The 16712-nt window shown below is 41.7% G+C and carries 11 protein-coding genes; 9 read left to right on the plus strand and 2 right to left on the minus strand.

The genetic code is table 11. The annotated features are described in order from the left end of the window. Positions 1–124: 124 nt before the first annotated feature. From A4S05_RS21535 to A4S05_RS21550, 4 genes are all read left to right on the plus strand, one after another. The gene (locus tag A4S05_RS21535; RefSeq protein WP_069071839.1) at positions 125–934 is read left to right on the plus strand and encodes an SDR family oxidoreductase; all 810 of its coding nucleotides are present in this window, start codon (positions 125–127) and stop codon (positions 932–934) included. A gap of 63 nt (positions 935–997) precedes the next feature. Beyond that, positions 998–2401 (plus strand): glycoside hydrolase 100 family protein, encoded by a 1404-nt coding sequence (locus tag A4S05_RS21540; RefSeq protein ID WP_069071840.1) that lies wholly within the window; start codon positions 998–1000, stop codon positions 2399–2401. A gap of 288 nt (positions 2402–2689) precedes the next feature. Beyond that, positions 2690–2992, plus strand: a complete 303-nt coding sequence (locus tag A4S05_RS21545) for a hypothetical protein (protein ID WP_069071841.1) — start codon at positions 2690–2692, stop codon at positions 2990–2992. Positions 2993–3096: 104 nt separating this feature from the next. After that, positions 3097–3564: a hypothetical protein gene (locus tag A4S05_RS21550; RefSeq protein WP_069071842.1), complete on the plus strand. Its 468-nt coding sequence runs from the start codon at positions 3097–3099 to the stop codon at positions 3562–3564. A 163-nt stretch (positions 3565–3727) separates the two neighbouring features. Here the strand turns inward: A4S05_RS21550 and A4S05_RS21555 are convergent, their stop codons facing one another. Then, complete coding sequence (locus tag A4S05_RS21555; protein WP_069071843.1) at positions 3728–3910, minus strand: hypothetical protein; 183 nt, start codon at positions 3908–3910, stop codon at positions 3728–3730. A gap of 118 nt (positions 3911–4028) precedes the next feature. After that, positions 4029–7037, minus strand: coding sequence for a UPF0182 family protein (locus tag A4S05_RS21560; RefSeq protein ID WP_084227191.1), 3009 nt, complete (start codon positions 7035–7037; stop codon positions 4029–4031). Between the two features lie 312 nt (positions 7038–7349). Between A4S05_RS21560 and A4S05_RS42660 the strand changes: the two genes are divergently transcribed. The 5 genes from A4S05_RS42660 (at position 7350) to A4S05_RS21575 (ending at position 16684) form a co-directional block, all read left to right on the plus strand. After that, positions 7350–7511, plus strand: a complete 162-nt coding sequence (locus tag A4S05_RS42660) for a CHAT domain-containing protein (RefSeq protein WP_218107964.1) — start codon at positions 7350–7352, stop codon at positions 7509–7511. A 71-nt stretch (positions 7512–7582) separates the two neighbouring features. Then, positions 7583–7744 carry a hypothetical protein gene (locus A4S05_RS42665; protein WP_218107965.1) on the plus strand — a complete coding sequence of 54 codons (162 nt, stop codon included), beginning with the start codon at positions 7583–7585 and terminating at the stop codon, positions 7742–7744. Between the two features lie 548 nt (positions 7745–8292). Further along, positions 8293–10329, plus strand: a complete 2037-nt coding sequence (locus A4S05_RS21565; protein WP_069071844.1) for a non-ribosomal peptide synthetase — start codon at positions 8293–8295, stop codon at positions 10327–10329. Next, entirely contained in the window at positions 10323–15272 is a 4950-nt protein-coding gene (locus A4S05_RS21570; RefSeq protein ID WP_069071845.1) for a type I polyketide synthase, read from the plus strand. Before A4S05_RS21565 ends, A4S05_RS21570 begins: the two co-directional genes overlap by 7 nt. Positions 15273–15550: 278 nt before the next feature. Beyond that, a complete protein-coding gene (locus tag A4S05_RS21575; RefSeq protein WP_069071846.1) occupies positions 15551–16684 on the plus strand; it encodes an acyltransferase family protein in 1134 nt (377 codons plus the stop codon). The last annotated feature ends 28 nt before the right edge of the window (positions 16685–16712 follow it).

Consider the following 16712-nt stretch of genomic DNA (forward strand, 5'->3'; position numbering starts at 1 on the left):
TAAATTACCTCCAAAGGGGGTTGACAGTAGCAACTTTAGATATCACAAAGATTAATCTAAAATCTAACATCCAAAGTTATTTGACTGAGCGTAAATTCAAGCAAAGGCAGCTTAGAGAGGAAATATGATAGGGTTAAAGGGAAAGAACGCTTTAATTACAGGTGCAACTTCAGGAATCGGTCAGGCGATCGCTATCAGACTCGCTCAAGAAGGGTGCAACATCGCTATCAATTACCGCAAAAGCCCTGAAGCTGCGGTAGACACAGAAGAGATGGCATTGCGAAAAGCCTGTGGAAATATCGAAAATTGTGGCGTAAAGTCACTACTGGTTCAAGGAGATGTCTCCCAAGAATCAGACATTGTTGAGATGGTCAACACCGTAGTAAAGGAATTTGGCAGTCTAGATATTCTAGTTAACAATGCTGGGATTCAAACAGAAAGCCCATCCCACGAAGTTACCACAGCAGACTTTGATCGGGTAATTGCAGTTAATCTCCGGGGTGCTTATCTCTGCGCCCGTGAAACTATTAAACACCTCCTGTCTGTAAATCGTTCGGGAGTGATTATTAATATTTCCAGCGTTCACGAAGTTATTCCTCGACCGATGTATATTAGCTATTCCATTAGCAAAGGCGGGATGGAAAACCTGACCAAAACCTTAGCATTGGAATATGCTAACCGAGGTATTCGTGTCAACTCCATTGCCCCCGGAGCAACAATCACCCCAATAAATCAAGACTGGATAGATGACCCCGAAAAAAAGGCGATCGTGGAAAGTCACATCCCAATGGGGCGTGCTGGCACCTCAGAGGAGATGGCAGCCACAGTAGCTTTTTTAGCTTCGGATGAAGCCGCCTACATCACCGGACAAACGTTATTTGTAGATGGTGGATTGACTCTGTATGCTGACTTCCGGGAAACCTGGTCAGCTTGAGGTAAGGCTGGCGTACTTTCCACAATTGAGCCGATACATAATTATTAGTGGAATTAAACGCCCATGACTAGCGCAATCGATCAGAACAGTCAACTGGAAGCAGAAGCCTGGGAATTGTTGGAAGAGTCGATAATTTATTACCAGGGAAAACCCATTGGGACTGTAGCCGCCCACGATCCGGAGTCAGATGCACTTAATTATGACCAGTGCTTCCTCCGCGATTTTGTCCCTTCTGCCTTAGTGTTTCTGATGTACGGCAAAGCAGAGATTGTCCGTAACTTCTTAGTAGAAACACTGAAATTACAAAGTCATGAAAAGCAGATAGACTGCTTTGAACCAGGAGCGGGATTAATGCCTGCAAGTTTCAAAGTACATTCCAAGGGAAATGAGGAATTTTTGGTCGCTGATTTTGGTGAATTGGCGATCGCTCGTGTTTCCCCAATTGATTCTTGTATGTGGTGGATTCTTCTGCTACGCGCTTATGAAAAAGCTACAGGCGATTTAACCCTAGCGCGTCAGCCAGATTTTCAAGCAGGAATCAAGTTAATTTTGGATCTTTGCTTGGTACATCGCTTTTCTATGTACCCAACAATGTTAGTTCCCGATGGCGCATTCATGATTGACCGTCGTATGGGAGTCTACGAACATCCTCTAGAAATTCAGGTGTTATTCTATGCGTCTCTCAGGGCTGCTACTGAATTGCTTTTACCAGATGGGGATGGCGATAGCTACCTCGGCAAAGTCAATAAGCGATTGGGATCTTTGAAATATCATATCCGCAACTATTATTGGCTAGACCTGAAGCGATTGGGAGAAATTTATCGTTACAAGGATAACGAATTTGGTAAAGAAATTGTTAATAAATTCAACATCAACTCAGAATCAATTCCCACTTGGTTGACCGAGTGGTTGCCCGAAACTGGAGGATATTTAGCAGGAAATCTGGGGCCGGGACGGATAGATTTTCGCTTTTTTGCTCTGGGAAATCTGATGGCAATCTTAGCTTCCTTAGCAAGCGAAAAAGAATCTCAAAGCATTATGAATTTATTTGCCCAACGTTGGCAAGACTTGATCGGCCATATGCCTGTTAAAATCTGCTTTCCAGCATTGGAAGGTTTAGAGTGGAGAATTGTGACAGGATGTGATTCTAAGAACAGGGCTTGGTCTTATCACAACGGCGGTAACTGGCCCGTTTTGCTGTGGTTATTTACGGCTGCGGCAATGAAAGCAGATCGAACAGAACTTGCCCAAGCAGCGATCGCCATTGCCGAAAGGCGTTTATTTAAGGATAAATTCCCGGAATACTACGATGGACACAATGCTCGTTTGATTGGCAAAGAAGCCAGAATTTATCAAACTTGGAGCATCGCCGGATTGCTAGCAGCCAAAAAGTTGCTGGAAAATCCAGATCACTTGGAATTAATCAGCTTTGTAGAGGGTCTTGAAGTCCCAGGTTGTAGTTTGTAGCTACTCAATGCCCTCCAGGGCTGCTATCCGGAAGATTATTTATATTTAGCACTGTAATTATCAGGGTGTCTCTGCTAACTATTTTCCCAATCCCTAATCCCCAATTCCCAATCCCCAGTCCCCAATCCCCAGTCCCCAGCCCCCAGCCCCCAAAAGAGAAAAGTAACCTCAAATTCTCAAAGACTCGATAACTGATACACTATATTGTAAGAGGTATCTGAAGTGTCATACTTAGTAATATCACCAGATAGTCTTTGCATAATTAACACGTTTTAACGTGGATAACACATGAAAACTGCTTCAGATTTAATTCCAGAATTTGAAAAACTATTCAGACAAAAATTACAACTCAATAATTGTAAACTTAGAAAGAAAAGACAAGAGAATAATTATGAAATTATTACTCCAGCTAAAGACATTTTTTTGATGTATTGGTCTGAATTCCCAGAAGTTAACTTAATATATCAGGCTGTAGGGGTACGTACTCAGCAGACTAGTGTTTATGAGCGAGCTATCCGCTCCCACATTAGTTCTTGTTTGAGTAGTCTCCAGGAGAATCCTACCTCTGAAACACCATTATTGGTGAAATAACTAATACTTAGATAACCCACATAATATTTACTAAGCTCTCGCCAGTTCTTGTCAGATAACTGACGAGAGTTTATCATCTTAAATCTGTTGATCAAGAAATAAAAATGCAATCCGAAAAAAATCAAGATCAGCTAGATTATAAAGTCTTGTTAGCCAATGCAAAGCAAGCCTTAAAACTTGAATACCAGAAATCAACCGCTTTAGCATCCCAACTGCAAGCTATAAAAATTCAGTTAGAGCAAGTTCAGGTTGAAAACACAATTCTGAGGGAGAGTGCTTACGAAGATGTAGTTAAGCACTTTGAGGCGCGGACTCAAGCAGCAGAAGCACTAGCACTAAAAACAGAAGTACGTCAAAGATTCCTTGAAGCGAATGGTTGCAAGGATGATGAAAGCTTCGATACTCTATGGGATAGTATTAAAAATAAGATTCAGATCCAAGATGGGGAAGTGAGAATCGTTGCTCAAAATGGTACTCCTAAATTCACCTTAACAGGCAGTATGATGACTTTGAGGGATTTTATTCAATCCCTCAAACAAGATCCAATTTCTGGAAAATTTTTCTTGAACTAGAGAGCCAGGTTAGAATAATTCGTAATTCGTAATTAAGTTTTGTAACTGGTATCTAAACCCAGTCACAAAACTTGTTTTTTGTTAGTTGCTATGCAACTTAAACTGTCAGAATTAGTTAAGGAAAACCTTTCGCTCGAAACGGATTAGGGGTTGTATCAAAAAGCTATTCATCTTCGTCTCCTGGCGGTCTTTCGCTTTCGCTTTGTTGGGCGTTCCACTCCAAAACAATGCGCTCCAGCATCTCAGATTGCGTACAGTTATTAACATCGGCGTACATTTTAATCAACTGCCTCACTTTAGGGCTAATGTGGCGAATCTCTAGTTGGTTACTTTGTACCATGTTCATTAACTTTTAGTGTCTATGACATTATGTTGAACTATTAAACTATGGCTGTTGCAATAAATTTTGTTAATGGCGATCGCTCACTGTGATCTGCTATGTAACTATTTAGTCCTAAAATATCTTAACCTGGCGGGGCTGCTTCTTCAAAGGGACGGATAATTGCCGGGGCTGGTGTGACTTCTGGTTTAAAAATTCCCTGCAATGCTTGTTCTAAGGTTTGGGCCATGACAATCCGGTTTTCGTAAGCCACAACTACCCGCACCAGAGTTGGTAGACTATTCTGTGTGGCTTCTAGATAGATCGGCTCGACATACAGCAGGGATTGCTCAATGGGAATTACTAGTAAATTGCCTTGAATGGCTTTCGACCCTTGGCGATTCCACAGGGAAATTTGCTGAGAAATTACTGGGTCTTGGTTAATCCGTGCCTCGATTTGCTCTGTCCCGTAAACTAGTCTTTCTTTGGGAAAAGTATATAAAAATAATCTACCGTAGTTTTCACCATCCGATCGCGCCGCTAACCAAGCGATTAAATTAGTCCGCTGTCTGGGAGTGTAGGGTAGAAGCAGAATAAATTCCTCAAAAGGTACAGTGGGTAGACTAGTAATCAAATAATACGGCTCTACCGGACGAGTTTCACTGCCATAGATTTCGTTAGGAATCTGCCACTGGTCTTCCCGGTTGTAAAATACCTGTGGGTCAGTCATGTGATAGGTCATCAACCGCTCAGATTGAATTTTAAAGAAGTCCACAGGATAGCGGATATGACTGTGGAGACTAACTGGCATAGCATTGAGCGGTTTGAAGGTATTGGGAAATATTTTTGACCAAGTGACAATGATTGGATCGCTGGGATCGGCAATATAAAAATTCACACTGCCGTTATAAGCATCAATCACTACCTTGATCGAGTTACGAATGTAGTTAATACTATCGCTACCTGCGTCTGAGTAGGGATAGCGATCGCTTGTTGTATACGCATCAACAATCCAGTAAAGATAACTAGGATTTTTGGGGAAATCTTCATTAGCCGCAGCAGCTACTAAATAAGGATCACTGTCAAATTTAAGAAAAGGTGCGATCGCTCGAATTCTTTGCTTGACATTTCGCCGCAGTAACAGCTTTGTCTCTGGCAGAAAGTCCCGCGTTAGCACCATTTGCCAATCTTTCAAATACATGGCAAATAACCACCGTCGCCATGCTGAACCGATTTCAACGCCACCCACACCATTGTAAGAGTTATAAACATTGTCACTACCACTGGGGTAATCTAACTCTCGAACTCTTGTGCCGGTCATTACGTAGGTATTGGCGATTTCACCGTAATAAATTCGGGGTTGTCCAATGGGAATACTGTCACGAATGGCTTCACTGGAAGTTGTCAGAGCGCTACTATCCCCGCTGATATCTTTGATAAAATATTCTGGTAGCCCACCCGGCCCGACTGTATTAACTGGGCTAACAGTAAACCCGAAACCGTGGGTATAAATTAAATGGCGGTTAACCCATGTTTGAGCTTCCTGTGGTACGCCAGTGTAGTCTAATTCTCGTGCTGCAATTAATACCTGCCGCCTTTCCGTTGATTCACTTCCTTCCGGCTGAGGTTCTGGTGGGTTTCGAGGGGCTGATGGTCGGCGGGAAATTACATCTGTTTTCAGAGTATACCGATCAATATCGGCATCGGGAAACCGATAATACGGTCGAATTTGTTGCAACTGACGGTTCGTTTCTAACAGTGGTCGCTGATCCCAAAGGCGAATATTCCGAATTGTCAAGTCATTCTTTTGAATATCAGCTTCAGTCAGTGTTCCTTCAGGGTTGAAGCCTCTGGAATCGATCGCCTCTAAATCGAATGCTTGGCGAGTCAAAGCGATAGTCCGCTGAATGTAGGGTTGCTCCCGTTGCAATTCATTAGGTAGGACAATTAAATATTGCACCACAGCAGGTAGAACAACATCAGCTAATACAACTAGTACTAGATAAACCCCTAATCCGTAAAATACTAAGCGACGATACTGGGATTTGGGTTTCCAGAAAAATGTTCGCCAAATTAGGTAAATTGCGATCGCTACTGCCACAATGCACAAGACGGTATAAGCTGGCAATTGGGCTATCACATCCGTGTAGCTGGCACCATAACTAACACCACGGTTAGAATACACGAGTTCATAGCGACTCAGCCAATAACTCAGAGCCACTACCAGCATCAACAAGCCACCCATACCGTATAAATGACGCTGCTGCTGGGGCGAAAAACCAGGGAAAATTCCCTGACTCAAACTGTCTCCTGACAGGAGATAAGTGAGACTAACGGCGACGAAGCCATACAAACATAATCCCATCAGCCAGAGTTCTAGCAGTTCCCAAACGGGTAAGGAAAATACGTAAAAGCTGATATCTTTACCAAATAAAGGCTCAGTGCTGTTGAAAAGAGTGGGCTGGAAATATTGCAGCACCTTTGGCCAGTGTTGGAATAAGATGAACCCAAACATGGGACTGAATAAAATTGCGATCGCAGTTAATAAAAATTGGGGATAAATTAAGATTGCGATCGTTACTCCCCCAATTAAACCGAGATACCAGACTTGAGAGACAATCTGTCTCAAGAGTTGCCAGATTGTCTCTGGTCGAAATAGGGCGGGAATGGGTAGACTAGCCTGATTAACTGGATAATTCCAGTAGGAAAGAGCAATTTGACTATAATGAGCCAGCATCAAACCGATTAACAAACTCAGTACAAGACTTAGGGGTAATAACCCACGCAATCTTAATTTTTTAAACCGTTGCGGCGAAAGTATCCCAGTTTCGTTGCGTCTTGGATTATGAGGACTGAGAAAATTTGTTAATTCACTGGTGAGTTTTGCTTCCTCACGCTTGAATTCCTCAATCTTCAAAGACTGGGAATATTTTAGCCGTTGTGCTAGAGCCAGATTTAGTAGTAGATAGGCAGCAGTTATTCCAGCCACCACTATCCACAAAACACCACGAGTCACCACCCTCAACAGAAATACTTGGAGGTAGCCAACTTCCTGAAACCACAAAATCTCTGCTCCCATGCGGGAACCCAGATCCAGTAGTAGCCACAGCCCCAAGAATCCGATTAATAGTCTAAAGCCCCATTTCCAATACATTCACTGGCAGCCAAACTTCTGCAAAGTCAACCTTACCGCATTAAGGAAAGTAGTAAAAGGGATTGGGGACTAGGGATTGGGTTTTCAAACGAAAAATTATGAAATTGGCTCTAATCCGGAACATATTTTGGAATGTTTTCCCAGTCCCCAATACCGAGTCCCAGAGCGGCTTTTATCCCTTACCATACTTACTTGTTGGTGGGAGACTCTTCAATGTGACTCGTTAATACTTTTCCAAAAATTATTACTACTTTCTACAATAGCTGAATTTCGCAATGCCCATGCATTTTTTACATCCCATCACAGATAATCTTGACCAAACTTAATTACACGGCTTTGTATGAATCTAAAGGTCGGACTTGTAAATCAGCTTTTAGGGATGAACAAGCGGAGTTGGGTTTTGCGGGGTTAGCGATACAGACCGGTGTTAAGTCGGCTATTGCCAGTTTGTGGTGCGTCTCGGATGCCGACTAATGACGGAGTTTTACAGCCAGTTAAAGACTGCACCAATTAAAGCAGAAGCACTGCGATAAGCAAAGTTAGTAATGATTCAGGGAAAGGTGCGAATTGAAGGCAATCAATTAACTGGCACAAATCAAGGCGTATCTTTGCCACCGCAAATGGTAACCTACTTACAACAAAATATCGTTGGTAATCTCTCCCATCCGTTTTATTGGGCACCATTCACTATGATTGGTAGTCCGTGATAAGAACAGTTCCTCAAGTACTTATTCTTCATCTCCTCTCAACATGAGCGAAGGTACAGTTAATACTCCCATTGCAAACCATCTCTCAAGTTTTAATTTTCAATGAAGATGTATTGAAAATAACTACGATTTTTAGGAAATAGGTCAGAATAAGAGAACTAAATCTTAGAGTCAGTACCCTTTCACACAAATCTTGTGGGATTGCGGCATAATTTGTAATGAAATTAGTCTTTTAATATAGGACTCATCTTTGATTTTAAACAAAAGTCAGTACACTTTGTTACTCATTTATCTCAAAACCATATCGTACTCGATTTACATAGCTCACTGGTTTATCCAAAAATCTATATCGTTAATATATAAAACTATCTTTAATATAAATTTTGGAACAAATTTTAATATTTCACTCAGTAATCATTCTGAATTTTGTATATTTTAGTAAGTTACATTAACTGCATCACTAACATATAAATTTGTTAAGTGAAAAATGCAGCACTAATTAAAAATCACATGGATTGCAATAAAAATATTTTTTGTGGACATTAAATATGAAATCAATAATTGATTCATTAGCTCAAAATAAAAATAAATTGCTGGCAACTGAGTGTAAACCCTCATTATCAAAAAATAACTTAGAACTAGATAATTTAAAGTTACCGATCTTGAAAGAATCCGAAAAGCACCTACTGAACGAGTGGAATAATACTCAAACTAATTATCCTCAGCAAGCGTGTATTCATCAGTTGTTTGAAGCACAGGTAGAGAAAACACCTGATGCTATAGCACTAATTTTTAATAATCAGCATCTTACTTATAGAGATTTGAATAGTCGGGCTAATCAACTAGCACAACATCTGCAATCACTAGGGGTAGAAACAGAAACTCTTGTAGGAATCTGCATAGAGCGCTCCTTAGAAATGATTGTGGCACTTTTAGCTATCCTCAAAGCTGGTGGAGCTTATGTACCATTAGACCCAGGTTATCCACAAGAACGTTTAGCTTTCATGCTATCAGATACCCAGGTATCAATACTATTAACTCAAAAAGAATTAGTTGCAAAATTACCTACTCATACAGCATTTGTAATTTGTTTAGATACAGATTGGAATACAATCTCCCAAAATAACAAAGAGAACCTAAACACTAGTGTCACTGCTGATAACTTGGCTTATGTCATGTATACATCAGGTTCTACAGGTACACCCAAAGGTGTTAGCGTTATCCATCGTGGTGTAGTTAGATTAGTCAAGGAAACTAATTATGCTCACCTCACAGCTGAAGAAATAATTCTGCAACTTGCTCCTATTTCCTTCGATGCTTCAACTTTTGAAATTTGGGGTTGCTTACTAAACGGTGGGCAATTAATAATCTATCCTCCTCATACACCATCTTTAGAAGAATTAGGACAGATTATTCAGCAATATCAAGTTACTACTCTTTGGCTGACAGCCGGTTTATTCCATCTGATAGTGGATGAAAAAATAGATGCTTTGAAATCCTTGCGTCAACTTTTAGCGGGTGGTGATGTCTTATCTGTTCCACATGTGCAGAAGTTTCTGCAAACAGTGGACAACTGTCAGCTAATTAATGGTTATGGGCCAACTGAGAATACAACTTTTACCTGTTGCCATCCTATAACAGCGCCACTGCAACCAGATGTTTCTATTCCTATTGGTCGCCCAATTGCTAATACCCAAGTTTATATATTAGATAAAAACCTCCAACCAGTATCAATAGGAGAAGCTGGCGAATTGTACATTGGTGGTGACGGATTAGCTAGAGGCTATTTAAACCGTCCCGATTTGACTGCCGAAAAATTTATTTTTCACTCATTTGATAGCAATTTAGAAACGCGCCTTTACAAGACTGGAGATTTAGCTCGTTATCTTCCAGATGGCAAAGTAGAATTCTTAGGTCGTATTGACAATCAGGTAAAAATTCGCGGTTTCAGAATTGAACTAGGTGAAATTGAGCGGGAAATTGCACAACATCCTGATGTTCGGGAAATTGTCGTTTTAGCTCGTCAGGATGAAGCAGCTGAAAAACAGTTGACAGCTTATATTGTTCCTCACTATAACAGTGGATATACGCACAATAAATTACGTGGTTTCTTACAACAGCGACTACCTAATTACATGGTGCCATCAGCATTTGTGATGTTAGAGTCGCTGCCTTTGACTGCCAATGGTAAAGTCGATAGACATAAATTGCCAGCACCAAGTAGAGAACGTCCACAACTGGAACAAGCTTACATTTCTCCCCAAACCGATTTAGAGCGTCTGCTTGCAGGTATTTTATCCGAACTGCTCAAAATCGATCGCGTTGGGATTGATGATAATTTCTTTGATTTGGGAGCAACTTCAATCTCAATTCTCCAAGTTGCTGCGCGAATAAAACAGGAACTTGGTATTGAGCTATCTGCTGTGAAGTTATTTCAGTATTCAACGATTGGCTCTTTAGCAAACTATTTGCATTCCAACCAGAATAGCCAACCATCTTCTGACAAGCTGCAAAATCGCGCCCAACGCCAACAAGCAGCTCGGACTCGTCGTCGTAATCATCAACAAGGTGTTAAGCAATGGTAAATATGCAAGCATCCGATAACCAAGATCCTAATGATGGTATTGCCATTATTGGCATGGTAGGAAGATTTCCTGGGGCTGGAAATGTTGATGAGTTTTGGCGCAATCTGTGTGAGGGATTAGAATCAACGACTTTTTTTCAAGATGACGAACTAGACCCTAGTATTGATCCGAACCTTTGTAAAGATCCTAGCTACGTGAAAGCTAGAGGAATTATTTCTGGGGGAGAAACTTTTGATGCTGCCTTCTTTGGCATTAATCCACTGGAAGCTGTGGTTATGGATCCACAAGCCAGAGTTTTTCTAGAGTTGGTTTATGAAGCTTTAGAAAATGCTGGTTATGAATCAGAATCTTTCGAGGGTTTGATTGGTTTATACGCTGGTTGCGGTCAAAATACTTATTTTGCTAGCCACATTTCTGGACGTATGGAAATTGTCGATCGCATCGGCGAGTTTCAGACGATGCTAGCCAATGAAAAAGACTTTTTGACAACCCGTGCGGCTTACAAACTCAACCTTAAAGGCCCAGCCGTCAGCGTCAATACAGCCTGTTCCACTTCTTTGGTAGCAGTCATTCAGGCTTGCCAAGCCTTAACCAGCTATCAGTGCGATTTGGCTTTGTCCGGTGGTGTATCTATGACTACACCTCAAAACAGCGGTTATATGACTCAAGAAGGCAGTATGCTCTCTGGAGATGGGCATTGTCGTCCCTTTGATGCCAGCGCTCAGGGCACAATGTTCAATAATGGCGCAGGAGTAGTTGTCCTCAAGCGTTTAGAAGATGCGCTTAATGATGGCGATCGCATCTATGCTGTAATTCGTGGTTCTGGTATTAATAATGATGGGGCTGATAAAGTAAGCTTTACCGCTCCCAGCGTAGACGGACAAGCAGAAGCCGTTGCAATGGCCCAAGCTTATGCCAACTTCCACCCAGAAACCATCTCTTATATTGAAGCTCACGGTACAGCTACACCTTTAGGCGACCCCATTGAAATTGAAGCGCTGACGCAAGCATTCCGAGTACATACAGATGCTAAACAATTTTGTGCGATCGGTTCTCTTAAAAGCAATGTCGGACATTTAGTTGCGGCGGCTGGAGTCGCAGGTTTAATTAAAACCGCTCTCGCCCTGCATTATAAAAAGATTCCACCTAGTTTAAATTTTGAGGCTCCCAACCCCAAAATTGACTTTGCCAACAGCCCCTTCTATGTAAATACCAAACTAGCTGAATGGTCAGAAGGTGAAACTCCGCGACGAGCCGGTGTAAGTTCTTTTGGTGTCGGTGGGACTAATGCTCATATTGTGCTAGAAGAAGCGCCACAAATCCAAAGTTCAGGATCTTCGCGCCCACAGCAGCTATTGTTGCTCTCGGCAAAAACTAGTCAAGCTTTAGAGGCTGCAACAGCGAATTTACACCAACATTTGCAGTATAATTCCGAAATTAACTTAGCTGATGCAGCTTATACTTTACAGCGAGGGCGCAAAGCCTTCAACTACCGACGCAGTATAGTTTGTCACGACATCACAGATGCGATCGCAGCGCTGCAATCTTTAGATCCAAATCAAGTAAATACCCGGCATACAGAAATCCGCAATCCAGCCGTTGTCTTCATGTTCCCCGGACAAGGATCGCAATATGTAGACATGGGACTGAATCTCTACAACCGCGAGCCTGTGTTTCAGGAGGTAGTAGATGAATGTGCTGAAATCCTTAAACCTTTGTTGGGTAGGGATTTACGAGAAATCATGTATCCAGCACCGAGCGATTGCGAAACTGCGGCTATCTCTCTGCGGCAAACTTGCTTTACTCAACCAGCATTATTTGTCATTGAATATGCTTTAGCGCAACTGTGGCAAAGCTGGGGAGTCAAGCCCCAAGCCATGATTGGTCACAGCATTGGTGAATTTGTTGCTGCTTGTATAGCGGGTGTATTCACCTTAGAAGATGCGCTGATGTTGGTTGCAAATCGCGGTCGCTTCATGTGGGAGTTACCAGAAGGGGCGATGCTCTCGGTGCGCCTTCCAGCCAAACAGATAGAGCCACGATTGAGTGCAGAATTAGCGATCGCCGCAATTAACGGCCCTTCCCTGTGTGTAGTTTCTGGCCCCACAGAGGTGATCGCGGCTCTACAAAAACAATTAGAAAGCGAAGAAGTTGTCTGTCGCCATTTACACACTTCCCACGCTTTCCACTCCCCAATGATGGATAGCATCATAGCCCCCTTTGCTGAGGTAGTTGGAAAGGTTAAATTATCGCCACCCCAAATTCCCTTTGTATCCACAGTTACCGCCGACTGGATTACAGCCCAACAAGCAACTGATCCGATGTATTGGGCTACACATCTGCGTCAGACTGTGCGATTTGCGGAGGGCGTACAAACTCTATGGCAGCAACCGGAGCGCGTACTGTTAGAAGTGGGGCCACGAATCACAACTACGACCTTAGCCCGCCAACAAGCAAAAGATATTAAACAACAGATAGCCATTCCTTCTCTAAGTGATAATGCTGAGAACGAAGCTGAATGGACAGCATTACTCAAGGCAGTAGGACAACTGTGGCTAGCAGGAGTATCTATTGACTGGAGCAACTTCTATCAAAGGGAAACGCGACAACGAATTCCTCTACCTACCTATCCCTTTGAGCGCCAACGCTTCTGGATTGATCCTCCACCTCATCCCAATCGTGCAGCAACTTCCAAACTTTTAAATCCTCATTTATTAGAAAAGACCCAAACTATGACAACATACCCTCAGCAAAAGCTTATTCCTCTGCTCAAAGAAGTTATCGAAGAAACATCAGGATTGGAAATTGCTAGTGTTGACGACTCGACAACATTTTTAGAAATGGGATTAGATTCCTTATCTCTAACGCAAGTCGGGTTAGCTTTGAAGAAAAAATTTAAAGTCAAAGTAACACTTAGGCAGTTACTAGAAATTTGCCCGAACTTAGTAACGTTGGCTGACTTGATCAATCAAGCCTTGTCTCCCGAAACTTTATCTGCACTAGGATTAATAGAAACCGTTGCAGACCCAATTCCAGAAGCACCATTGCCAGAACCTCCACCTGCAACCACATCACCCACTTTGGTAGTGCATGAAGTTCATACAAATGGATCAAATGGATTTGCACCTCAGATTTCCCTGCAACCTGCTGCATCTAGTAACGTCCTAGAAAGTGTGATTAATCAGCAGCTACAAATTATGAGCCAGCAATTGGCGCTATTGGGTAATAGCAGTCAATCTTTAACAGTCCCAGTTGTACCTGCGGTGACATCTCAAAATAATGGTGTCAAGCCACAAAACGCTGTATCTGTCCCCCCAACCCAAACCAGCAAAGAATCAGCATCAGTAGAAACAGAGTCAAATGGTGCTAAAAAGGCATTTGGTGCGGCGGCTCGAATTGAAAAGACCCAAACTAAAACTCTGACAGCGCAACAACGCACTCATCTAGACAAAATTATCCAAAGATATACAAAACGGACTCAAAAATCTAAAGAATATACTCAAACTCATCGCCCTTATTTGGCAGACCCAAGAACTGTTTCCGGGTTTAACCCGACGATGAAAGAGATGGTTTACCCCATCGTGGTGTCTCGTTCATCTGGTTCTAAACTTTGGGATGTTGATGGCAATGAATATGTCGATTTAAGCAATGGTTTTGGCTTGAATTTGTTTGGTTGGTCGCCACCTTTCATTACCGAAGCAATTGAAGCACAATTGAAACTCGGCATGGAAATTGGGCCGCAAACTCCCTTGGTTGGAGAAGTGGCGAAGCTGATGTGTGAGTTGACCAACTTTGACCGAGCAGCCTTTTGTAACACAGGTTCGGAAGCGGTTCTGGGAGCGATGCGGATGGCACGCACCATCACAGGACGTAACTTAATCGCTATATTTTCTGGAGCTTATCACGGTATTTTGGATGAAGTAATTGTTCGGGGTACAAAGAAACTCCGGTCAATTCCTGCTGCTCCTGGTATCCCACCCGAAATGGTAGAGAACATTTTGGTGGTAGATTACGATTCACCTGAGTCTCTAGAAATCCTCAGAAGTCGGGCTGATGAGTTAGCAGCAGTGATGGTGGAATCCGTGCAAAGCCGTCGCCCTGAATACCAGCCCAAAGAATTCCTCCAGCAATTGCGTGATTTCACGGAAGAAGCTGGTATTGCCCTAATTTTTGATGAAATCGTTACCGGATTTAGAATTCATCCAGGTGGCGCTCAAGCGCATTTCGGTATCAAGGCAGACATAGCAACCTACGGCAAGATTGTGGGCGGTGGGCTACCAATTGGAGTCATTGCTGGCAAATCACAATATATGGATGCTTTGGACGGTGGATTTTGGCAGTTTGGCGATGACTCCGTTCCAGAAGTAGGCGTGACTTACTTTGCCGGCACATTCGTCCGCCATCCTCTCGCACTAGCAGCCGCCAAAGCAGTACTTCAGCATTTAAAACAGAGTGGCCCCAGCTTGCAGCAAAATCTTAATGCCAGAACCGATAAGTTTGTAGCGGAACTCATGGGTTATTTCCAGCAAGTTCAAGCACCGTTCACAGCTTATAATTTTGGCTCCCTGTTTATGGTGAAATCTGCACCAGAGTTCGCCTACGGAGATTTACTCTTTTACTTGCTGCGGGATAAGGGAGTGCATACTTGGGATCACCGTCCTTGCTTCTTGACGACAGCCCATTCCGAAGCTGATCTGGCTTTTGTAATGGCAGCCTTTAAAGAAAGTATTGCCGAAATGCAATCTGCTGGCTTCTTGTCTGCACCGCCTATAGAAGTAACAAACTGCGATCGCAATGGATCAGAAATTACCAATAACAGCCTACGCAATCGTCCTCCGCAACCCAATGCCAAATTAGGACGAGATCCCCAAGGGAACCCCGCCTGGTATATCCCCGATACCGAACGTCCTGGGAAATATCTACAAGTTGCAAGTGTTTCCTGAAGTGTTTTGAAACAGCCATTTTTATCAAAAAAGTAGCAAAAAATCTGCCGATATTAAGGTTTTGATATGACTTTGAGAGCTTCCTTTGCTAAAAATTTACCTCACTTGGCTATGAATTAATCGATAGTTGGACATGAGGTTGCACCTGTTACATTCCTTTGTTTTGGTCAGCTTGTCCTGACCAAAACATAAATAACTGGTGACAAGTATATTCAGGTAACAAGTAAATCATAGCCAAACACTTACATTTCACTCATGATTAAACTTAAAAATAATCAATGTATAAACACATTAAGCCTCTTACTTCTCTGCGCGGTATAGCAGCTTTATTTGTTGTTATACACCATTTCTCTTATTACACTTTACCTAAAACTGGTTCAACTTTATCAGCCTATAGCGATTTTTTTAAAAATGGATATCTGTGGGTTGATTTTTTCTTTATTTTGAGTGGTTTTATCATGACCCACGTTTATGTTGGGGATTTTTCATTAAAAGTTAATTCGTCTAACTATCGTTCATACTTATTATCACGTTTTGCTAGAATTTATCCTCTGCATATATTCATTTTGTCTCTGTTTGTTGGATTAGAAATCATAAAAATATTTTTACTACCTACTTCTGCCTTCACGGGTAAATTTAACTTAACTGCCCTTTTTGCTAACGTTTTTCTTCTACAAGCCTTCGATTTAAATTGCCCACCTTTATTTTGGTGTGATACTTACTGGAATGAACCTGCTTGGTCAATTAGCGTAGAGTTTGTTATTTACTGCATATTTCCATTTTTATTATTATTATTAAGAAATAGTCCCAAAAATGATTTACTAGTTTATAGTTTTACTCTCATTAGCATATTATTACTAATCGCCTTTACCCGTGGCAATTTAGATAGTATTATTGGCATACCTTCGATAGCTAGATGTGGGCTAGAATGCGTACTCGGTATTATAACTTACAAAATCTATTATAGAGGTAATTATAAAAAGTATTTCAATCTTAATTTACTGTCAATTATAGCTATAACTTGGATAATTATGATTATGAATTACTACTGGAATTATTGGCGTACCCTTCACGATTGGCTAGTTTTACCAGCTTTTTGTCTACTGATTTTAGCTGTATCTGTCAACAATAATGGTGTGATATCCAAGTTTTTAAGTTCACGGTTAATGCTATATCTCGGCACTATATCTTACTCAATTTATATGATTCATTGGTTTATTCAAGAATTGTTAAAACTATTTTGGCTTTATGAATTTCACAACCCTTTTGGCAAAGGGTTTACAGAATATGAAGCATTGACATCTCTAGGAGTATTTCTTATGATCGTATTATTGACTGCATCCTTGACATATAGATTTGTAGAAGTTCCTGCCCGTAATTATTTAAAATCTACAATCTTCGCTAAACAATGAATTGAGCGTCAGTAGTTTATCAAGACTG

The sequence above is a fragment of the Nostoc sp. KVJ20 genome (assembly GCF_001712795.1).
Classification (GTDB): Bacteria; Cyanobacteriota; Cyanobacteriia; order Cyanobacteriales; family Nostocaceae; genus Nostoc.